The organism is Rhodococcus sp. NCIMB 12038, assembly GCF_002165735.1.
GTDB lineage: Bacteria > Actinomycetota > Actinomycetes > Mycobacteriales > Mycobacteriaceae > Rhodococcus_F.
Window position 1 is genome coordinate 139,017 of sequence record NZ_NHML01000017.1, and the last position, 19,537, is coordinate 158,553.

The window sequence follows — 19,537 nt, forward strand, 5'->3', positions numbered from 1 at the left end:
GATGCCCGTCGTCGTCGTCACCGATTCTTCGGCATCGATCCTGCCCGAGCACCTCGAGCAGTACGGGATCCGGGTGGTCCCGCTCCACGTCCTCAGCGGCGGCCGGGACTTCCGGGAGGGGATCGACGAGGTCCCCGAGGATCTCGCCGGCGTCACCACGTCGGGCGCATCGCCCAGCGAGCTGTCCGAGGCCTACGCCGAAGCGCTGGAACTGAGTGAGGGTGCAGGCGTTCTCGCGGTGCACATCTCGCGGCAGCTGTCCGGCACGTGGGAGGCGGGCCGTCAGGCGGCGCAGGAGTTCGACGGCCGCGTGCGGATCGTCGACTCCCAGTCCGCCGGAATGGGATTGGGGTACCCGGTCCTCGAGGCGGCGCGGGCCGCGAAAGACGGTGCGAACCTCGAGGCGGTGTACCGGCGGGCGGTGGACGTCGCGAGCCGCGGGCGCTGCCTGATCGTCGTCGACCGGCTCGACCAGTTGCGCCGCGGAGGGCGGATCGGCACCGCCGCCGCACTGCTCGGCACCGCACTGGCGATGAAGCCGGTGCTGCATCTCGTGGACGGCAGACTGGTGCTGAAGGAGAAGACGCGGACCTCGACCAAGGCCATGGCCAGGATGGTCGATGCCGCGGTGGAGCAGGCCGGTCTGGACAGGACGGCTGTCGCTGTGCATCACATGCACGCCCGGCAGCGCGCCGAGGCGGTGGCGCAGCAACTGAAGGACCGGATCCCGCAGGTCAGCGATCTCGTCGTCACCGATTTCAGCTCGGTGATCGGTGCCCACGTCGGGGCAGGCGCCATCGGCATCGTGCTGTGCCCGGAACCCGCACTGCAGGACGAAAATCACGATTCATCCACAACTTCGCACTGATCCACAGGCCGATTCGAATGCCGGGTCGGCGCGGCGATCCTGGGGGCGCCGCACTCTAACGTCGCGTCCATGGGCATCAGGGAAGAACGTTCGAGGGGCCGGACCCGGCTCGCGTTCCTGACGTCGGGGGAACGCGACGTGCTGCCGCCCGACACTCCGGCGGCGCCGGACTGGCTGGCCGAGCCGGATGAGGCCGGCCTCGACGGCGACGAGACGTGGTCCGCCGCCCGGCGCCGAGTCTGCTTCTCGCTGCCCGACCGGTGGCGGGACGCACGATTCGACCCCGGGCGGTACGGGGCGATCGTGCTGATCGTGGTGGGAATCGTCGTCGCCGCGGCCACCGTGCTGGCGGTGCGCAGCGATCGGCCGGCGACGCAGGCCGTTCCGTCACTGCCCACAGCGGGTGTTCATTCCCTGAATCCGGCGCCGGAACCGACAACTCCAGCCGCCGCGGCGCCTGCACCCGCACCGGCGGAGGAGATCGTCGTGAGCGTGGTGGGGCTCGTGACCTCGGCAGGCCTCGTCCGGCTGCCACCGGGCGCCCGGGTGGCGGACGCGCTCGCCGCCGCCGGGGGAGTGCGCGCCGGTGGTGACACCCTCGGATTGAATCTGGCGCAACAACTTTCGGACGGCGATCAGGTGCTCGTGGGCGCCGCGACCACCCAGGCGCCACCGAGTGCGGTGGGCGGCACCTCCACGGGATCGCCGGGAACCGCGGGTGCGGCGACCCCTGCGGCCGGTGGACTGGTGAACCTCAACACGGCGACGGAGACGGAACTCGACGCGCTTCCCGGTGTCGGACCCGTCACGGCGGCTGCGATCGTGGCGTGGCGCACGACGAACGGCAAGTTCACCGACATCGCACAACTGGGGGAGGTGGACGGGATCGGGCCGGTGCGGCTGGAGAAGCTGCGCGCCCAGGTCACCCTCTGATGCCCGAGAGCGAGCCGCGGCTCCTCGACCTCCGGCTGCTCCCGTTCGCCGGGATCTGCTGGGCGGCAACGCTGATCGGCATCCTCGGAGGCTCCCGCGCGGCATGGATGCTCTTGGCGACCCTGTCCGGGGCGGCCGTCCTTCTCGCCGCCGGCTGCGCGCTGCGGTCTCCGCGGCGATGGACGGCCGGAACGCTCGCGCTACTGCTGTTCGGATCGTGCTGCACTGCAGGGGTGGCCTGGCGGGTTCAGGCCGTGGAACAGCACCCGATGACCGAACTCGCCCGGAACGAGACGTGGGTGACGCTCGTCGTCACCCCGGTCGACGACCCCAGGGAGATCGCCGGCTTCGGACGGCAGGTCCTCGTGAACGCGAACGTCGTCGAGATCCGCCGCGCCGGTGAGACGATCCACGCGGGCGGTGCGGTGGTCCTCCTCGCCCCGGCGGACGGATGGCTCGGGCTCCTGCCGGGGCAGGACGTGCTGCTGCGCGGGCAGCTGAGCCCACCGCGGCACCGGGACCTGAGTCTGGCGACGGTCCGGGTGTCCGGACCGCCGGCGGAGGTCGGTCCCGCGCCTGTGCACCAGCGGTGGGCCGGAGCCCTGCGCAGCCGGTTCGCCGCGGCCGCCGCGGTCCTGCCCGCCGACGAGGCCGGACTGCTGCCGGGGCTGGTGGTGGGCGACACCTCGGCGCTGTCCCGGGAGGTGAAGGACGACTTCACCGCGACCGGACTGACACATCTCACGGCGGTGTCGGGGGCGAACGTCAGCATCCTGCTGGGTGCGGTGCTGCTCCTGGTCCGAGGGGTGGGGCTTGGCCCGCGGGCAGGCGCGGCGCTGGCCGCCGCCGCACTGATCGCGTTCGTGGTGGTCGCGCGACCGTCACCCAGCGTGCTGCGTGCCGCCGCGATGGGCTCGGTCGCCCTGCTGGCGCTCGTCACGGGACGGCGGAAACAGGCGATGCCCGCGCTGGCGGCGGGCGTGATGGCCCTGTTGGTGTGGGCGCCGGAACTGGCGGTGAACTTCGGTTTCGTTCTCTCCGCGACGGCCACCGCCGGGTTGATCGTGATCGCGCCCGTGTGGGTCGACGCGCTGGTGGACCGCGGGTGGCCACGGGCGGTGGCGGAAGCGGTGGCGGTGTCCGTCGCCGCGTTCGCCGTGACGGCGCCGATCGTGGCCGCGATGGCAGGCACCGTGAGCCTGGTGTCGATCTGCGCGAACATCCTGGTGGCACCCGTGATCGGAGTGATCACCGTGACGGGCGCGATCACCGCGCTGATCGCCGGCCTCAGCGTGCCCGTCGCGGGAGTGGTGGTGCGCCTGACCCAGTGGCCGCTGTGGTGGCTGGTGACCGTGGCCGAGCGGGGCGCGCGGATCCCCGGCGCTTCCGTTCCGGTGCCCGCGGGGCCCGCCGGTGCGGTCCTCGTCCTCGGTGCCGTGCTGGCGATAGGTGCGGCGCTGCGCAGCCCCGGAACCCGGCTGGTAATGGTGGGAATCGCGATCGGGGTGCTGGTGCTGTGGGCGCCGATCTGGCCGCCGTGGCTGGGTCGCCTTGTGTGAATGCGCCCGAATCCGGGAAACCGTCGCAGAACGCGAGGGAAGGGACGACGACATGCAGGTGGGGTTCAAGCTGATGGCCGAGACGTTCGATCCGCGGGAGATCGTGCGGCAGGCGGTGGAGGCCGAGCGGGCCGGCTTCGACTTCGTCGAGGTGAGCGATCACTACCACCCCTGGCTCTACAGTCACGGTCACTCGGGATTCGTGTGGTCGATGCTCGCTGCCGCCGCGGCGCGGACCGAGCGGATCGGTCTCGCCACCGGTGTCACCTGCCCGTTCGTTCGGTACCACCCCGCGATCGTCGCGCAGGCCGCGGCCACGACCGCCGTCCTCAGCGACGGCCGGTTCACCCTGGGCCTCGGCTCGGGGGAACGGCTGAACGAACATGTCGTCGGCGGTGGCTGGCCGTCGGTGACCGTCCGGCACCAGATGCTGCGTGAGGCGATCGACATCATCCGCCTGCTGTGGTCGGGCGGCTACCACTCCTACGAGGGCAAGCACCTCACCCTCGACGACGCACGCGTCTTCGATCTCCCCGATGTGCCCCCGGCGATCGCGGTCGCGGCAGGCGGCACGCAGGCCGCCGACATCGCCGCGGAACTCGGTGACGGACTCTTCGCGACCGAACCCGACCCGGATCTGGTGCAGGCCTACACCGCGGCCGGTGGGTCGGGCCCGAAATACGGGGAAGTGCCCCTCGCGTGGGCGCCCGACGAGGAATCCGCAGTCGAGTCGGCGCACCGATTGTTCCGGTTCGGGTTGACCGGATGGAAGGTTCAGGCGGAACTGCCGAATCCGATCAACTTCGAGGCCGCGTCGTCGTCGGTCCGCACCGAGGACGTCCGGAATGCGATGGCGTGCGGGCCGGACGTCCGGCGGCACCTCGAGGTGGCGGGCCCGTTCGTCGATGCCGGGTTCGATCGTCTGGCGCTGATCAACGCGGGACCGGACGTGGACGGGTTCTTCGCGTTCTTCGCCGACGAGCTGAGCGAGCCGCTGCGGGCGCTGACGCCGGCGTGACACCCGTTGCAGTACAGCCACTTTCGTGACCAGCTTCCGTTGAAGGATGGGTGAGAGGGCGGCCGGCGGCGCGCTCTCCGGACCGGGCAGGGGCGATTTCTGTATCGTTTCGAATTCGATTCCCGATGTGCATATGAGACACCCGAACACCGACTACCATCCGGTGGCAGATGTCGAGGGCGAACGGTCTTGGAACACACCCGCGTTGGAGGGCGAGATGTCGGAATCGGAGCGGACGGATCTCGACGTGGACGACGAACTCGACGCCGGACAGGTGTGGAGAGCGCAGCGGGTCGTCGCTGCTCAGTCACTCGACGCCGAAGACTGCCGCATGCTTCTGTCCATGCTCGGTATCGCGGGTAACCCCGATTCGCCGGGGCCGGACTGACAGCGGTCAGGTCAACTTCCGATGATGGTGCGCGACGATTTCCTGTGCCACCGTCGCCAGTTTGATGTTCATCTCCTGTGAGGTGGTGCGGAGAATCTCCATCGCCTGGGTCTCGGGAATGTTGTGGAACGCCATCAGCAGCCCCACTGCCTTGCCGATCTCACGGTTGCTCACGAGGCCGGCCCGCAGCGTCTCGGCCTCGAGGTGCTCGTGCACCGCCGCCAGTGCCACCGCCGCGAACGACGCGAGCATGATGCCCTGCTCGACCGACGTGGTGTTCAGGGCTCCCGGCGTGTCGGAGAACAGATCGAGCGCGCCGACCTTGCGTCCCAGGATGACGAGGCGGAAGCCGGCCGCCCCGCGCACCGGTGTCTCGGCCAGCACCCGCCGCGAGAGCCGCGGCCATTGCGACGACGTGGACAGGTCCGTGTCGAACTGGGGGGTGTCGCTGACGATGGCGTCGACGCACGGACCCTCGTTCTCGACGCGCTCGAACTCGTCGACGCGGGCGGCGACGTCGTCGCTGGCCGCCACCGTCACATAGCCGGACCCCTGCCGGAGCATCAGGCTCGCGTGCTGACAGCCCTCGACGAGTAGCGGCGCGGCATCGCAGATGGCTTGGTGGACCTGCCCGAAATCCTGGCCCGCGTAGAGAAGGTCGGCGAGTGTCGCGAACGTCACGGCAGACTTGCCGACAGCCTGCGAGCGCGTCGTATCGGGCACTGTGTCTCGCATCGGTTCCTCCAGCGTGCGGGCATGGGCCCGCTCACTGATTCAGTCTGCCAGAGCGGGCGGTCGTCGCCGCTCCGAGCCGGAAGAATTCACGAACGGACTCCGGGTGCGGCCGGCCCGGGTGAAGATGGCCGCATGGTTTCGCACACCGAGAACCCACTCGTGTCCGTCGACCAGGGCATGCTGCGAGGCGTCCACGCGGGCGGCGTTCTGTCGTGGAAGGGCATCCCCTACGCCGCGCCCCCGGTCGGCGAGTGGCGGCTCCGCGCGCCGCGCGCGCCCGAACCTTTCGACGGGGTGCGCGACTGTTCCCGGTTCGGTCCGATCGCGCCGCAGAACGAGCACGGGCCGCTGCCCATCGATCCCGGTCTGAGCATCGACGAGGACTGCCTCACCCTGAACGTCTTCGCGCCGGCGGCGGATGCGGGGCAAGCACGGCCGGTGATGGTGTGGATCCACGGTGGGGCCTATTACCTGGGTTCGTCCGGGCAGCGCATGTTCGATCCGGCTCGGCTGGTGGAGCGCGGCGACGTCGTGGTGGTGGCGTTCAACTATCGGCTCGGTGCGCTGGGGTTCCTGGACTTCTCCGCGTTCTCGACCGGCGAGCACCCGTTCGACACGAACCTCGGCCTGCGCGATCAGATCGCGGCCCTGACCTGGGTCCGGGACAATATCGCGGCGTTCGGCGGCGACCCGGCCGACGTCACCCTGTTCGGGGAGTCCGCCGGCGGTGGCTCGGTCACCACGCTGATGACGTCGCCGCAGGCGGAGGGGCTGTTCCATCGCGCGATCGCCGAGAGTTCGCCTGCGACGTCCGTGTACGGCAGTGCGCGAGCCGAGAGCATCGCCGAGTCGTTCCTCGAACTGCTCGACATCGCGCCCGCCGACGCGGGCCGTCTCCGCGACCTGCCCGTCGACGTGCTGACGAAGGCGTGCTTCGAACTCGTCCAGCAGGTGCCCGCGCGGGTCCCCGGCACCCTGGCTGTTGCCCCGACCGTCGACGGGGACGTGGTCCCGCACTACCCGGTGGCGGCGTTCCGCAAAGGCCTCGCGCATCGAATTCCGCTGCTGATCGGGACGAACAAGGACGAGGCGTCGATGTTCCGGCTGATGAAATCGCCCCTGATGCCGATCACCCCGGACGCCGTCCATCAGATGTTCGTGGCGATCGCCGCCGACCATCCGGACCTTCCCGCCGACGAGGAGCAGGAGGTGGCCGCCGCGTATGCCGACTACCCGAAGAAACGCTCGGCGATGGAGATCTCGCGGGACGCCGCGTTCCGGATGCCGACGCTGTGGATCGCGGAGGCACACAGCCGGGTCGCGCCCACCTGGCTGTACCGCTTCGACTACGCCACGCCCTTCCTGCGCGCCGCACGGATCGGTGCCACTCACGGCACCGAGGTGCCCTACGTCTTCGGCAACTTCGGCGTCGTCCCGCACGACCCCACGTTCAAGCTCGGTGGGCACCGCACCGCCGGTCACGTGTCGGAGCGGATCCAGCGCCGGTGGCTGTCGTTCGCGACCGACGGCACCCCCGACGGGACCGATGCGGAGGTCGACTGGCCGCGGTACGACGAGGCGGACCGCACGACGCTGCTGATCGGCCGCTCCGACGCGGTCGTCGACGATCCGGACCGGGAACTCCGCCGGGCGTGGGGTGAGGAAGTCATCGGCTTCACCTGAGCGGCGGCGCCCGGTTTCGGCTCCGCGGAACTCGGGGATACCTGCTGAATGAGCGCTGCAGCAACGGAATCGGATCGCGACCTCAGTGTGGGGGTCGAGGAGGAGTTCTTCCTCGTCGACGAGTCCGGTCACCTCGCCTCCGGCGGACCCGACGTGGTCGCGGAGGCCGGCCACGACATTCACGGGCTCCAGCGTGAGCTTGCCCGGTGCCAGATCGAGACGGCGACGGGCGTGTGCCACACCGGGGAGGAACTGCACGAGGAGTTGCGCAGCCTGCGACGCCGGCTGGTGAAGGCCGCCGCGGGCCGCGACCTGCTGCTGGTGCCCAGCGGAACCTCCCTGATCGCCGAGGGATTGCCCCCGGCGATCACCCCGAGCCCGCGGTACGAGGAGATGGCCCGCCACTTCGGGTCGATCGTGGACACGGTGACCACGTGCGGCTGTCACGTGCACGTGAGCATCCCGAGCCGCGACGTGGGTGTGCTGGTGAGCAACCAGGTGCGCAGCTGGCTCCCGGTGCTCCTCGCGCTCGCCGCGAACTCGCCGTTCCACAGCGGACACGACACCGGATACCACAGTTGGCGGCACATCATGTGGTCGCGGTGGCCGTCGGCGGGACCGCCGCCGCACTTCGATTCCGCGGACGAGTACGAGTCGTCGGTCGGTGCCATGATCGGGACCGGCGCTGCCATGGACCGGGGAATGATCTACTGGCACGTCCGGCTCTCCGACAAGCAGCCGACCATCGAGGTCCGGATCGCGGACGTCGCCATGACCGCGGCGCACGCGGCGCTCTACGCGGTGGTGGTGAAGGGTCTCGTCGGGTGGGCGCTGCGCTCGATCAGGGACGGCCACTCCGTGCCGTGGCTGCGGGTCGAGTTGCTGCGGGCGCAGTTGTGGCGTGCGGCCCGGGACGGGCTCGACGGGGAATGCACGAGTCCGGCGACCGATCGGTCCCTGCCGATCCGCAGGCACCTGGAGTTGCTGAACGAGTGCGTGGCCCCGGGACTCGGCGCGAGCGACCGGGCCTTCCTCGAATCGGGCCTCGACACCGTGTTGCGGGACGGCACGGGCGCCGAGCGGCAACGGGCCGAGTTCGCGCGCGTCGGCACCCTGGCGGCGGTCGTCGACCTGCTGACCCGCGAAGTGATCAGCTGAGCGGTGGTGGTGGAGTCAGCTCGGTGAGACCGGCCGCGGTGGTGGAGCCGAGGTAGCCGGGGTGCAGGAGCCCGGTGGATCCGGGTCCCGCGAGGAGGGTGCCCGCGCTGGAGTCGGGTCCGGTGCGCAGCGGACCGGGGTCGTCGATCAGCGCCTCCACGGTCGCGGGGTCGGCAAGGCTGAGATCGATGCGCTGCCTCTCGGGCTGATACACGGCGAGGACGACCGGTTCGGGATAGTGGGCCGCGGTCCGGCGCATCACCTGGAATGCGGGATCGGTGCCCAATGCGAGGACGGTGACATTCGCGAACGACGCGAGGCGGTCGGCGACCGCGCGACCGGAGTCGCTGCGCCACGTGCGCCCGTACAGGCTGAGCGCATCGGACAGGTGACGCTGGTCGGTGTCGGCTCGCGGGCTGCCGCCCGCCGGGTCGAGGAGCGACCGCCACTGGTGTTCGTAGACGCCGCACGCGGTCTCGAAGTCGTCGTCGGCGCCGTTCGCCGTGCCCACTCCGAGGACCGGCTCGAGGGCGGATCGGCCACCGGCGAACACGGCTTCGGCGTGCCCCGAGACCGAGCAGCGGGCCACCAGTTGTACCGACCACCGCAGAAGCAGCCCGTCGCGGCAGGTGTAGCGGAAACTCAGTTCGTACCGTTGCCCTGCCGCGCGGTCGTCGTCGAGGTCGATCGTGTGCGCGAAGTCCTCGCGGGTGACGCCGTCCACCTCGGATTCCGCGGTCATATCATCGAGTGTCCACCGCCGACGCCCTCGCCGCGCGGGGATCGCCGGTGTTCGGCGTGCCCGGGCCGGTTCCGGGGTGTCGGCGAACGTGTCCGCCCCACGTGGCACGATCTTCGCGTGAGCACTCCAACTCAGCTCGAACAGCTCCATCTGGTCCTCGGTGACGAGGAATTCCTCGTCGAACGCGCGGTCGCACACGTCGTCGGCCAGGTCCGCGCGAGCGCGAACGTGGCCGCAGGCGCGGACCTTCCCGTCAACCGATTGCGGGCGGGCGACGCCGGGGCGGCCGAACTCGCCGAACTGCTCAGCCCCTCCCTGTTCGCCGAAGACCGCGTGGTGGTGCTCGAGGCCGCCGCCGAGGCAGGCAAGGATGCGGTGGCACTGGTCCTCGACGCAGCGGGCGATCCCCCTCCGGGCGTCGTCCTGGTCGTCCTGCACTCGGGCGGTGGACGTGCGAAAGCGATGACCGGGGCGCTGGAGAAGCTCGGTGCCGTGGTGCACCCGTGCGCCAAACTGAAGTCCGGCGAGCTCATCGGATTCATCCGCGGCGAGTTCCGCACCCTCGGGGTCCGGGTGTCGCCGGACGTGGTGCAGAGCGTGTTCGAGGGAGTCGGCTCGAATCTGCGCGAACTGGCCGCCGCGTGCTCGCAGCTCACGGCCGACACCGGCGGGAAGATCGACGTCGCCGCCGTGCAGCGGTACTACTCGGGCAAGGCCGAGGTGAGCGGATTCGACGTCGCCGACAAGGCCGTCGCCGGCGACACCGCGGGCGCGATCGAGGCGCTACGCTGGGCGATGCTGCGGGGCGTGCCCCATGTGCTGCTCGCGGACGCACTGGCCGATGCGGTGCACTCGATCGCCCGGGTCGCCCCGGCCGGACGGGGCGACCCGTTCCGGATGGCGTCGGAACTGGGCATGCCGCCCTGGAAGATCAAGAAGGCGCAGGCCCTCGCAAAGGGGTGGACACCCACGTCGGTGGGGGAGGCGCTGCGCATCGTCGCCGCGCTGAACGCCGATGTCAAGGGCGCGGCCGCCGACGCGGACTACGCCGTCGAGAGTGCTGTGGGACGCGTCTCCCGGCTACGCCAGATCTGACGTCGCCACAAGAACTACGGAGACACGACAACAGCCGCTCGGTCCGAGAACCGAGCGGCTGTTGGAGAGCCTACGACGGAAGAACCGTCAGATCTTGTTGACAGCCTGCGCGAGAGCAGACTTCTTGTTGGCAGCCTGGTTGGCGTGAATGACGCCCTTGCTGGCTGCCTTGTCGAGCTTGCGGCTGGTGGCGACGAGGAGCTCGTTGGCCTTGTCCTTGTCACCGGCCGCCGCAGCCTCGCGGAACGAGCGGATCGCCGTGCGCAGCGAGGACTTCACCGACTGGTTACGGAGTCGGGCCGCCTCGTTGGTACGGATCCGCTTCACCTGGGACTTGATGTTGGCCACGCGTAAAATCCTGTCGTCTTAAGCTGGTTACGGTCGAGAAAGCTCTGGGCGCACACATATGCACCGACAGGCGAGATTACCAGTGATCGTGGTCCGATCTCAAACCGGCGCCGGACGCGCCGACAAATCCTGCGGCTGTGCTGCTGAACGGGGGTACATGTAGCAGCATGTCTGGGATGACGCCCCCAGCATCGAAGTCGTCAACAATAGTGAAGACGTCGGCAACCTCGAAAGCCCCCGGCCGAAAATCGGGGGGCAGCACACAGCCGGGTGCGAAGGCTGCGGGAACCCCGCCGCGGACCCGGGTGACCACCCGGCCACGCAAGCCCGCGGAACCCGCCCACGTGTTCGACGGGTACACCGACATCGGGCGCTACGGGCTGGCGTTCGACGAGATGTTCGACCGTGACGGCACCGTCCGCCCGCCCTACAAAGGGGTCTTCAAGGCGCTCGAGCCCGCGGACCGGGCCGACCTCGCCGCCCGATCCGACGCACTGGGGAGGGCGTTCATCGACCAGGGCGTGACGTTCTCGCTGTCCGGTCAGGAACGGCCCTTCCCCCTCGACCTGGTGCCCCGCGTCATCGCGGCGGCGGAGTGGACGCGTCTCGAGAAGGGCATCAAGCAGCGGGTGCAGGCGCTCGAGATGTTCCTCGACGACGTGTACGGGGAACAGCGCATCCTGCGCGACCACGTGCTGCCGAAGCGGCTGGTCACCTCGTGCGAGCACTTCCACCGGGAGGCTTCCGGGATCGTCCCGCCGAATGGGGTGCGGATCCACGTCGCCGGAATCGACCTCGTCCGCGACGAGAACGGGGTCTTCCGCGTGCTCGAGGACAACCTGCGTTCGCCGTCGGGAGTGTCCTACGTCATGGAGAACCGCCGCACGATGGCGCGGGTGTTCCCCGACCTGTTCATGTCGCATCGCGTGCGGTCCGTCGGGGACTACGCCTCGCACCTGCTGCGGGCGCTGCGCGCGTCCGCCGCTCTCAACGAGGCCGACCCGACCGTCGTCGTCCTGACCCCGGGTGTCGCGAACTCCGCGTACTTCGAGCATTCGCTGCTCGCCCGCCAGATGGGTGTCGAACTCGTCGAGGGCCGCGACCTGTTCTGCCGCGACAACATGGTCTACATGCGCACGACCGAGGGTGAGCGCCAGGTCGACGTCATCTACCGGCGCATCGACGACGACTACCTCGACCCCATGCACTTCCGGCCGGACTCGGTGCTCGGGGTGGCGGGCGTGCTGAACGCGGCCCGGGCGGGCAACGTCGTCATCTCGAGTGCCGTCGGGAACGGAGTGGGCGACGACAAACTCGTCTACACCTACGTCCCGCAGATCATCGACTACTACCTCGGGGAGAAACCGCTGCTCGCGAACGTCGACACGTTCCGCTGCTGGCTCGACGAGGAATGCGAGGAGGTGCTGGACCGGGTCGACGAACTGGTGATCAAACCGGTGGAGGGGTCCGGTGGCTACGGCATCGTCTTCGGCCCCGACGCGTCACCGAAGGAGCTGAACACGATCACCAGGAAGATCAAGGCGGACCCCCGCGGCTGGATCGCGCAGCCCGTCGTCCAGTTGTCCACGGTACCGACCAAGGTCGGGGACGAACTGGTTCCCCGGCACGTCGACCTGCGTCCCTTCGCCGTGAACGACGGCGACGACGTCTGGGTGCTGCCGGGCGGCCTGACCCGCGTGGCTCTGCCCGAGGGATCTCTCGTCGTGAATTCCAGCCAGGGTGGCGGCAGCAAGGACACGTGGGTGCTCGCGAGCAGGAGCTCCGACGAGGAGCGGGAACTCGCGGGTGAGGAGCTGGTGGCCGAACCGGCGCAGTCCGCCGAGGCCGAGCAGGGGCCCGAACTCAGCACGACCCAACTGCAGCAACAACAACAGCAACAGCAGCAACGGGGCCGGGGAGGTGATCGCTGATGCTGGCCAGGAACGCCGAATCGCTGTACTGGATCGGCAGGTACGTCGAGCGGGCCGACGACATGGCCCGCATTCTCGACGTCGCCGTCCACCAGCTCCTCGACGACGCGTCGGTGGACCCGGACCGCACGTCCCGGTTGCTGCTGCGGGTGCTCGGCATCGAAGCACCCGACACCGAACTCGACGTCCGGTCGGTGACCGAACTGGTGGCGTTCAGCCGCAACCAGGTGGGCTCGATCATCGACTCCCTCGCCAGCGCCCGCGAGAACGCGCGCGGAGCCCGCGAGGTCACGTCCAGCGAGATGTGGGAGTGCCTCAACACCACGTACAACGGCCTCGCCGAACGGGAGCGGGCGTCCAAGCGTCTCGGCCCGCACGAGTTCTTCCGCTACGTGGAGGAACGCGCGGCGATGTTCGCGGGACTGGCCGACTCGACCATGAGCCGCGACGACGGGTACCGCTTCCTGCTGCTCGGCCGCTCGATCGAACGCGTCGACATGCTCGCGCGGATGCTGCTGTCCCGTGCCGGCGACCGCCCGTCCTCGCCCGCGTGGGTGACGGTGCTGCGCTCCGCGGGAGCCCACGACACGTACCTGCGTACGTACCGCGGCGCTCTGGACGCCAACCGGGTGGTCGAGTTCATCCTGCTGGACCGGCTGTTCCCGCGATCGGTGTTCCACGCCATCCGGCAGGCGGAGCTGTGCCTCGCCGAACTCGACCACCAGCCGGACAGCCGCGTCGGACACCGGGCCGAGGCGCAGCGCCTCCTCGGCAGGGCGCGGAGCGAACTCGAGTTCCTGCCACCCGGCGTGCTCCTCGAGGACCTCCAGGATCGGCTCGCGGGACTGCAGGAAACCTGCCGTGAACTCGGAGAAGCCATCGCGCTGCAGTATTTTCACGCCGCGCCGTGGGTGGCGTGGACCGATGCACGGGCCGTCGGCGGCGAATCCGTCGTGGAGGGAGAGCTGTGAGCTGGCGAATGAGAGTCGTGCACACCACCGGGTATGCCTACGATGCACCGGTCACGTCCTCGTACAACGAGGCGCGACTCACCCCCCGCGGTGACAGCAGGCAGACGGTGATCCTGAACCGGGTGGAGACGACGCCGGCGACGCGGTCGTACCGCTACACCGACTACTGGGGCACCGCAGTCACCGCGTTCGATCTCCATGCGCCGCACAAGGAACTCGAGGTCACCGGACTGTCCGTCGTCGAGACCGAACCGTTCTGGGAGCCGGAGGAGAAGGCGGACTGGGACGAACTGGCGAGCCCGCCGCTCACCGACCGGTTCAACGAACAGCTGAGCAACACCACGTTCGTGCCGCGCAGCCGCAAGCTCGACACCATCGCGCGGGACCTGCGCAAGGGACGTACCCCCCACGAAGCCGTTGTCGCGGCGGCGGACTGGGTGCACCGGGAGATGGACTACGTCCCGGGGACGACCGGCGTCCACACGTCCGCGGTCGACGCCTGGGCCGAACGGCAGGGCGTGTGCCAGGACTACGCGCACCTCACGCTGGTTCTGTTGCGCAGCATGGGAATTCCGAGTCGCTACGTGTCCGGCTATCTGCACCCGAAACCCGATGCGGCGGTGGACGAGACGGTGGCGGGGGAGAGTCACGCATGGGTCGAGGCGTGGACCGGGGCGTGGTGGGGATACGACCCGACCAACGCCGTGGCCGTGAACGAACAGCACGTGTCGGTGGGCATCGGACGGGACTATGCGGACGTCCCGCCGCTCAAGGGCATCTTCTCCGGTGGCCGGGCAACAGATCTCGAAGTCGTCGTGGAGATCACACGCCTGGCGTAAAGTGCCACCCAGATCTATCCGTGGAAAGCAGGACTAACGATCCATTTCGACGAAGGTGGGTTCAATGTCTCCAACCGCACAGGAATACGTAGAAGTCGAACCGATCTCGGATCTCAAGAAATACGCAGCAGAGGCGGTCGGTACGTTCCTACTGGTCTTCGCGGCGGTGGGCACGGCGGTCTTCGCCGGGGCAAAGGTCGGGAACCTCGGTGTGGCACTGGCATTCGGACTGACCCTGCTCTTCCTCGTCTACGCCATCGGTCCCATCTCGGGCTGTCACGTCAACCCTGCCGTCACGGTGGGGCACCTCGCGCTCGGCCGGTTGTCCGTCGCGAAGGCGGGCTTGTACATCGTTGCCCAGGTCATCGGTGGTCTCGTCGCCGGTGTGGTGGTCTACACGATCGCGCAGAGCCTGCCGTCGTACAACCGGGCGGACGACGGTCTCGGCGCCAACGGCTGGGGCGCACACAGCCCGTCCGCCATCAAGGGCCCGCTCGGCGGGGTCATCGAGAACGGTTACGGCATCGGCGCCGCGATGATCGTCGAGATCCTCCTCACCGCGCTGCTCGTGTTCGTGGTCCTCGCGTCCACGGACCAGATCTCCGACGTCCCCCTCGCCGGGGTGTCGATCGGATTCACGCTCGCCGTGATCCACCTCGTATCGATCCCGATCGACAACACGTCCGTCAATCCGGCCCGCAGCCTGGCCGTCGCGCCCTACCAGAACGGCGCACTCGCGCAGGTGTGGTTGTTCATCGTGTTCCCGCTGATCGGCGGCGCGGTGGGCGCGCTGGTCTACCGGTCGCTGTTCGGTCGATACGACCGACTGCAGAGCTGAGCACCGACCGACCCGGGCCGGGTGCCCGGGGCCTGCGGGCCGCAATTCTCACGTGCGCGGTCCTCGCGCTCACCGGAACGGTCCCCGCGACCGCGACCGCCGAGGACGCACCGCGGCCGGGACCGACGTATGTCGCCCTCGGCGACTCCCGCGCGTCCGGGCCGCTCATCGAATTCTCGGAGCACCGCGACCTGTGCCTGCGGTCGCCGGACCTGAACTACCCGGCGAAGCTGGCGCGCCTGATCGGCGCCGCCACGTTCACCGACGTCACGTGCTCCGCCGCCACACCCGCCCACGTGATCAGCACCGCGCAGTTCGTGGGGACGCACTTCGCCCCACCGCAGATCGATGTCCTGCGCGCGGACACCGACGTCGTGACGCTCAGCATCGGCGGCGGCGGTTCCAACCACCTGCCCGTGTCGATACGCTGCGGCGCCCTCGTCCCCGGCGCGGACGCCGGGTGCCGCGACAACCCGCGGGCGGAACAGCTCACGGTCGAGGGGATCGCGAAGATGGCGCCGCAGGTCGACGCGGTGGTGGCCGCGATCGTGGCGAAGGCCCCGCACGCCGAGGTCTACCTGATCGGGCACGGCGGTTCCGTCGGCCGACGCGGCTGCTGGCCGAATCTGCCCGTGTCCGACGCGGACGCGGTCTGGCTCAACCGGTACTTCGAACGGTTCAACCAGATCTACGTCGACGCCGCCGCCAGGTACGGAGTGCACTACATCGATATCGCGAAGGCCGCCGTGGACGGCGGGCACGACGCGTGCGCGCCGACGGGGCAGCGGTGGTTCGAGGGGATGCTGCCGCAATCACCCGCCGAACCGGCACATCCCAACGCTCTCGCGATGACCGCGATCGCGGAGATGGTCGCCGAAGATCTGGGCCGGTGACCGCGTCACTGCCAGCTGAAGTCCGTGCGCAGACGCTGCGCGACGATCTCGAACTTGTCCCGGTCCATGACGGCGCCCTCGCGGCGGATCCCCGCCTCCGGCACGTCCAGCACCCGGTCCAGCCGGATCCAGCTCGCACGGCCCTCCGCGTCCCACGACCCCGAGCCGACCGCGATCCAGTCCCGGTCCCCGTCGTGCTTGCTCTGCGAGGACAGCATCAACCCCAGCAGGGTGTCGCCGTCGCGCCCGACGACGAGCACGGGCCGGTCCTTGCCCTGGCTCGCGTCCTCCTCGTACGTCACCCACGTCCAGACGATCTCGCCCGGATCCGCGCGACCGTCCAGGTCGGGGGAGTACTCCACCTTCCGTGCCCGATGGGCGGTCGGGGCGGAGTCGGCGGTGACCGGACGGCCCGGCGCCGGCTTCGGCGCGGCGGCCGTCGACCCGGTCAGGACACCGGCCGCGCGGTCCAGCGCGCCGGACTTCTGCAGCTGCGCCAGAAGCTGCGGCCCCTTGTCCCGCGCAAGTCGGCCCAACGTCTTCCCGATGCTGCTCCACGTGCTCGCCATGGCCGCCGAGCTTAGTGCGTGTATGCCGCAGCAGCCGCAACGCGGTGGCTTGGATATCCTGACAGGTGACAGTGGCCCGGAACCGGGCCGGTGCCGGTCCAGGTAAGGGGTCCCCCATCAGCAGCTTCGCCGACAAGACGTTCACGGATCCTGCCCGGATCCGGAATTTCTGCATCATCGCGCACATCGATCACGGCAAGTCGACGCTGGCCGACCGCATGCTCCAGCTCACCGGTGTGGTCGAGGAGCGGCAGATGCGTGCCCAGTACCTCGACCGCATGGACATCGAACGCGAGCGCGGCATCACGATCAAGGCGCAGAACGTCCGGCTCCCGTGGAAGGTGGGCGACGACGAGTTCGTCATCCACCTCATCGACACCCCCGGGCACGTCGACTTCACGTACGAGGTCTCCCGCGCACTCGAGGCCTGCGAGGGCGCGATCCTGCTGGTGGATGCCGCGCAGGGCATCGAGGCGCAGACCCTCGCCAACCTGTACCTGGCGATGGAGAAGGACCTCACCATCATCCCGGTGCTCAACAAGATCGACCTGCCCGCCGCCGATCCCGACCGGTACGCCGAGGAGATCGCGCACATCACCGGGTGTGAACCGGGTGACGTGCTGCGCGTGTCCGGCAAGACCGGCATGGGCGTGAAGGAACTGCTCGACGAGGTGGTGCGGCAGATCCCCGCCCCCGTCGGCGACCCCGACGGTCCGGCGCGCGCCATGATCTTCGACTCCGTGTACGACGCGTACCGCGGCGTCGTCACGTACGTCCGCGTCGTCGACGGCCGGATCTCGCCGCGCGAGAAGATCACCATGATGTCGACGGGCACCACCCACGATCTGATCGAGGTCGGCATCATCTCGCCCGAACCGAAGGCCAGCATCGGTCTCGGCGTCGGCGAGGTGGGTTACCTCATCACCGGCGTGAAGGACGTCCGGCAGTCGCGTGTCGGCGACACGGTCACCGCCGCCCGCGGCGGTGCGACGGAACCCCTCGTCGGTTACCGCGACCCCAAGCCGATGGTCTACTCCGGCCTCTACCCGCTCGACGGCTCGGACTACCCGGTGCTGCGCGACGCCCTCGACAAGTTGCGTCTCAACGACGCCGCCCTCGCCTACGAGCCGGAGACGTCGGTGGCGCTCGGGTTCGGATTCCGGTGCGGCTTCCTCGGACTGCTGCACATGGAGATCACCCGCGACCGCCTCGAGCGCGAGTTCGGGCTCGAACTGATCTCGACGTCGCCGAACGTGGTGTACCGGGTGGTGATGGAGGACGGCGCCGAGCACGTCGTCACCAACCCGTCGTACTGGCCGGAGGGCAAGATCCGCGAGGTCTACGAGCCGATGGTGAAGTGCACGGTGATCGCGCCGAGCGAGTTCATCGGCGCGATCATGGAGCTGTGCCAGAACCGGCGCGGGGAACTCGGCGGCATGGACTACCTGTCCGAGACCCGGGTCGAACTGCGCTACGAGATGCCCATGGGCGAGATCATGTTCGACTTCTTCGACGCCCTGAAGTCGCGCACCAAGGGGTACGCCAGCCTCGACTACGAGGAGGCCGGCGAACAGCAGGCCGACCTGGTGAAGGTCGACATCCTGCTGCAGGGTGAGGCCGTCGACGCGTTCTCGTCGATCGTGCACCGGTCCGCGGCAGGCGCGTACGGCGGGCGGATGACGTCGAAGCTGCGGGAACTGATTCCCCGCCAGCAGTTCGAGGTGCCGATCCAGGCGGCGATCGGCTCGAAGATCATCTCGCGTGAGAACATCCGCGCCATCCGCAAGGACGTGCTGGCCAAGTGCTACGGCGGCGACATCAGTCGTAAGCGCAAGCTGCTCGAGAAGCAGAAGGAAGGCAAGAAGCGGATGAAGACCATCGGCCGGGTCGAGGTTCCGCAGGAGGCCTTCGTGGCGGCGTTGTCGTCCGAGTCGGTCGGGGACAAGCCGAAGAAGTAGGCACCGCGACCTCCGTTGTTTCTCCTCCGTCGAGTCTGATCGAAAGTAGGTGCGGCACGTGGCCCTCGAAACCTGGTTGACCCGGACACTGGGAATCGAGGTGCCGATCTTCGGCGCCCCGATGGGCGGACGGGCCGGCGGGACTCTCGTCGGCGAGGTGTCGAAGGCGGGCGGGCTCGGCCTGCTCGGCGCGGCCCGCTACGCCACCCCGGAGTGGGTGGCGAAGGAGACGGCGGTCGCGCGGGGCATCGGCGGCGACGCGTTCGGGATCGGGTTGATGACCTGGGCGCTCGATGATGACGACGCTCTCCTCGGCGCCGCGCTGGCGGAGAACCCGCGGGTCGTGTCGCTGTCGTTCGGCGACCCCGCCCCGTACGTGGAGCGGATCCACGCGGCGAGGGCGCTGGTGGTGTCGCAGGTGAATACGATCGACGACCTGCGGGTCGTGGAGGATGCGGGCGTCGACTTCGTCATCGCGCAGGGCGCCGAGGCGGGCGGCCACACCGGCCGGATCGGGACGTTGCCGCTGCTGCAGGAGATCCTGGACGCCACCGCGCTGCCCGTGCTCGCGGCCGGCGGCATCGCGACCGGCCGCGGTCTCGCCGCCGTTCTCGCTGCAGGCGCGGAAGGCGCGATGATCGGGACCGCGTTGCTGGCCAGCCCCGAAACCATCGGACCGGAGTACGCCCGCGGCAGGCTGATCGCGGCGGGCAGCGCCGACACCGTGTACACGTCGGTGTTCGACCAGGCGCGCAGCCAGCCGTGGCCGGCCCGGTGGGGTGGGCGGGCCCTGAGCAACGATTTCACGTCCCGCTGGCACGGCGCACACGCCCCCGACACCGAACTCGCCGCCGCCTACGACCCCGCGAATCCCGACCTCGGTGTCGTGTACGCCGGGGAGGCGGCTGGTCTCGTCACGTCGGAGCGGCCGGCCGGTGTCGTGGTGCGGCAGATCGCGGCCGACGCGGAGCGGTTGCTACACCGTTTCGCGGAGTAACCGCAGTCGCAGGT

The 19,537-nt window shown here is 69.4% G+C and carries 19 protein-coding genes; 15 read left to right on the forward strand and 4 right to left on the reverse strand.

The genetic code is table 11. From position 1 onward, the window contains the following. Position 1: 1 nt before the first annotated feature. The 5 genes from CA951_RS25715 (at position 2) to CA951_RS43520 (ending at position 4,766) form a co-directional block, all read left to right on the forward strand. Complete coding sequence (locus CA951_RS25715) at positions 2-868, forward strand: DegV family protein (RefSeq protein WP_087559523.1); 867 nt, start codon at positions 2-4, stop codon at positions 866-868. Between the two features lie 69 nt (positions 869-937). Beyond that, a complete protein-coding gene (locus CA951_RS25720) occupies positions 938-1,801 on the forward strand; it encodes a ComEA family DNA-binding protein (RefSeq protein ID WP_087559524.1) in 864 nt (287 codons plus the stop codon). Further along, complete coding sequence (locus tag CA951_RS25725; RefSeq protein ID WP_087559525.1) at positions 1,801-3,360, forward strand: ComEC/Rec2 family competence protein; 1,560 nt, start codon at positions 1,801-1,803, stop codon at positions 3,358-3,360. The genes CA951_RS25720 and CA951_RS25725 overlap by 1 nt, the downstream gene beginning before the upstream one ends. A 52-nt stretch (positions 3,361-3,412) precedes the next feature. Further along, entirely contained in the window at positions 3,413-4,378 is a 966-nt protein-coding gene (locus tag CA951_RS25730; RefSeq protein ID WP_087559526.1) for a TIGR03557 family F420-dependent LLM class oxidoreductase, read from the forward strand. A gap of 217 nt (positions 4,379-4,595) precedes the next feature. Beyond that, complete coding sequence (locus CA951_RS43520) at positions 4,596-4,766, forward strand: hypothetical protein (protein WP_179220305.1); 171 nt, start codon at positions 4,596-4,598, stop codon at positions 4,764-4,766. A gap of 6 nt (positions 4,767-4,772) precedes the next feature. Here CA951_RS43520 and CA951_RS25740 read toward each other — a convergent pair whose 3' ends face one another. After that, the gene (locus CA951_RS25740) at positions 4,773-5,501 is read right to left on the reverse strand and encodes an ANTAR domain-containing protein (RefSeq protein WP_087559528.1); all 729 of its coding nucleotides are present in this window, start codon (positions 5,499-5,501) and stop codon (positions 4,773-4,775) included. A 132-nt stretch (positions 5,502-5,633) separates the two neighbouring features. Between CA951_RS25740 and CA951_RS25745 the strand changes: the two genes are divergently transcribed. Next, on the forward strand, positions 5,634-7,184 hold the full coding sequence (locus CA951_RS25745; RefSeq protein ID WP_087559529.1) for a carboxylesterase/lipase family protein: 1,551 nt from the start codon (positions 5,634-5,636) through the stop codon (positions 7,182-7,184). A 48-nt stretch (positions 7,185-7,232) separates the two neighbouring features. Further along, the gene (locus CA951_RS25750) at positions 7,233-8,342 is read left to right on the forward strand and encodes a glutamate--cysteine ligase (protein ID WP_087559530.1); all 1,110 of its coding nucleotides are present in this window, start codon (positions 7,233-7,235) and stop codon (positions 8,340-8,342) included. Here the strand turns inward: CA951_RS25750 and CA951_RS25755 are convergent. Beyond that, positions 8,335-9,084, reverse strand: coding sequence for a hypothetical protein (locus tag CA951_RS25755; RefSeq protein WP_087559531.1), 750 nt, complete (start codon positions 9,082-9,084; stop codon positions 8,335-8,337). The two genes, CA951_RS25750 and CA951_RS25755, sit on opposite strands and share 8 nt — an antisense overlap. Positions 9,085-9,201: 117 nt before the next feature. Between CA951_RS25755 and holA the strand changes: the two genes are divergently transcribed. Next, positions 9,202-10,179, forward strand: a complete 978-nt coding sequence (gene holA / locus CA951_RS25760) for a DNA polymerase III subunit delta (RefSeq protein ID WP_087559613.1) — start codon at positions 9,202-9,204, stop codon at positions 10,177-10,179. Between the two features lie 87 nt (positions 10,180-10,266). Here the strand turns inward: holA and rpsT are convergent, their stop codons facing one another. Further along, positions 10,267-10,527: a 30S ribosomal protein S20 gene (rpsT, locus tag CA951_RS25765; RefSeq protein WP_012688238.1), complete on the reverse strand. Its 261-nt coding sequence runs from the start codon at positions 10,525-10,527 to the stop codon at positions 10,267-10,269. A gap of 395 nt (positions 10,528-10,922) precedes the next feature. Here rpsT and CA951_RS25775 point away from each other — a divergent pair, with 395 nt between their 5' ends. The 5 genes from CA951_RS25775 to CA951_RS25795 all read left to right on the forward strand — a co-directional run bounded on the left by CA951_RS25775 (position 10,923) and on the right by CA951_RS25795 (position 15,999). Then, positions 10,923-12,458, forward strand: coding sequence for a circularly permuted type 2 ATP-grasp protein (locus CA951_RS25775; protein WP_256974076.1), 1,536 nt, complete (start codon positions 10,923-10,925; stop codon positions 12,456-12,458). Next, positions 12,458-13,429, forward strand: coding sequence for an alpha-E domain-containing protein (locus CA951_RS25780; protein ID WP_087559533.1), 972 nt, complete (start codon positions 12,458-12,460; stop codon positions 13,427-13,429). Before CA951_RS25775 ends, CA951_RS25780 begins: the two co-directional genes overlap by 1 nt. Before the next feature lie 8 nt (positions 13,430-13,437). After that, positions 13,438-14,268 carry a transglutaminase family protein gene (locus CA951_RS25785; protein WP_087559534.1) on the forward strand — a complete coding sequence of 277 codons (831 nt, stop codon included), beginning with the start codon at positions 13,438-13,440 and terminating at the stop codon, positions 14,266-14,268. Between the two features lie 64 nt (positions 14,269-14,332). Continuing rightward, positions 14,333-15,106 (forward strand): aquaporin, encoded by a 774-nt coding sequence (locus CA951_RS25790; RefSeq protein ID WP_087559535.1) that lies wholly within the window; start codon positions 14,333-14,335, stop codon positions 15,104-15,106. Further along, complete coding sequence (locus CA951_RS25795) at positions 15,013-15,999, forward strand: SGNH/GDSL hydrolase family protein (RefSeq protein WP_256974070.1); 987 nt, start codon at positions 15,013-15,015, stop codon at positions 15,997-15,999. The genes CA951_RS25790 and CA951_RS25795 overlap by 94 nt, the downstream gene beginning before the upstream one ends. A gap of 5 nt (positions 16,000-16,004) precedes the next feature. Here the strand turns inward: CA951_RS25795 and CA951_RS25800 are convergent, their stop codons facing one another. Further along, on the reverse strand, positions 16,005-16,568 hold the full coding sequence (locus tag CA951_RS25800; RefSeq protein ID WP_087559536.1) for a type II toxin-antitoxin system PemK/MazF family toxin: 564 nt from the start codon (positions 16,566-16,568) through the stop codon (positions 16,005-16,007). A 65-nt stretch (positions 16,569-16,633) separates the two neighbouring features. Here CA951_RS25800 and lepA point away from each other — a divergent pair, with 65 nt between their 5' ends. Together lepA and CA951_RS25810 are read left to right on the forward strand one after the other, a co-directional pair. Next, positions 16,634-18,526 (forward strand): translation elongation factor 4, encoded by a 1,893-nt coding sequence (gene lepA, locus CA951_RS25805; protein WP_087559537.1) that lies wholly within the window; start codon positions 16,634-16,636, stop codon positions 18,524-18,526. Positions 18,527-18,584: 58 nt separating this feature from the next. After that, positions 18,585-19,523, forward strand: coding sequence for a nitronate monooxygenase family protein (locus CA951_RS25810; RefSeq protein ID WP_087559616.1), 939 nt, complete (start codon positions 18,585-18,587; stop codon positions 19,521-19,523). Positions 19,524-19,537 lie beyond the last annotated feature (14 nt).

Excerpts from the sequence above, each read along its gene's own strand:
- CA951_RS25715 (WP_087559523.1), top strand. The coding sequence starts at position 2 with ATGCCCGTCGTCGTCGTCACCGATTCTTCGGCATCGATCCTGCCCGAG.
- CA951_RS25720 (WP_087559524.1), top strand. The coding sequence starts at position 938 with ATGGGCATCAGGGAAGAACGTTCGAGGGGCCGGACCCGGCTCGCGTTC.
- CA951_RS25725 (WP_087559525.1), top strand. The coding sequence starts at position 1,801 with ATGCCCGAGAGCGAGCCGCGGCTCCTCGACCTCCGGCTGCTCCCGTTC.
- CA951_RS25730 (WP_087559526.1), top strand. The coding sequence starts at position 3,413 with ATGCAGGTGGGGTTCAAGCTGATGGCCGAGACGTTCGATCCGCGGGAG.
- CA951_RS43520 (WP_179220305.1), top strand. The coding sequence starts at position 4,596 with ATGTCGGAATCGGAGCGGACGGATCTCGACGTGGACGACGAACTCGAC.
- CA951_RS25740 (WP_087559528.1), bottom strand. The coding sequence starts at position 5,501 with ATGCGAGACACAGTGCCCGATACGACGCGCTCGCAGGCTGTCGGCAAG.
- CA951_RS25745 (WP_087559529.1), top strand. The coding sequence starts at position 5,634 with ATGGTTTCGCACACCGAGAACCCACTCGTGTCCGTCGACCAGGGCATG.
- CA951_RS25750 (WP_087559530.1), top strand. The coding sequence starts at position 7,233 with ATGAGCGCTGCAGCAACGGAATCGGATCGCGACCTCAGTGTGGGGGTC.
- CA951_RS25755 (WP_087559531.1), bottom strand. The coding sequence starts at position 9,084 with ATGACCGCGGAATCCGAGGTGGACGGCGTCACCCGCGAGGACTTCGCG.
- CA951_RS25775 (WP_256974076.1), top strand. The coding sequence starts at position 10,923 with ATGTTCGACCGTGACGGCACCGTCCGCCCGCCCTACAAAGGGGTCTTC.
- CA951_RS25780 (WP_087559533.1), top strand. The coding sequence starts at position 12,458 with ATGCTGGCCAGGAACGCCGAATCGCTGTACTGGATCGGCAGGTACGTC.
- CA951_RS25785 (WP_087559534.1), top strand. The coding sequence starts at position 13,438 with ATGAGAGTCGTGCACACCACCGGGTATGCCTACGATGCACCGGTCACG.
- CA951_RS25790 (WP_087559535.1), top strand. The coding sequence starts at position 14,333 with ATGTCTCCAACCGCACAGGAATACGTAGAAGTCGAACCGATCTCGGAT.
- CA951_RS25800 (WP_087559536.1), bottom strand. The coding sequence starts at position 16,568 with ATGGCGAGCACGTGGAGCAGCATCGGGAAGACGTTGGGCCGACTTGCG.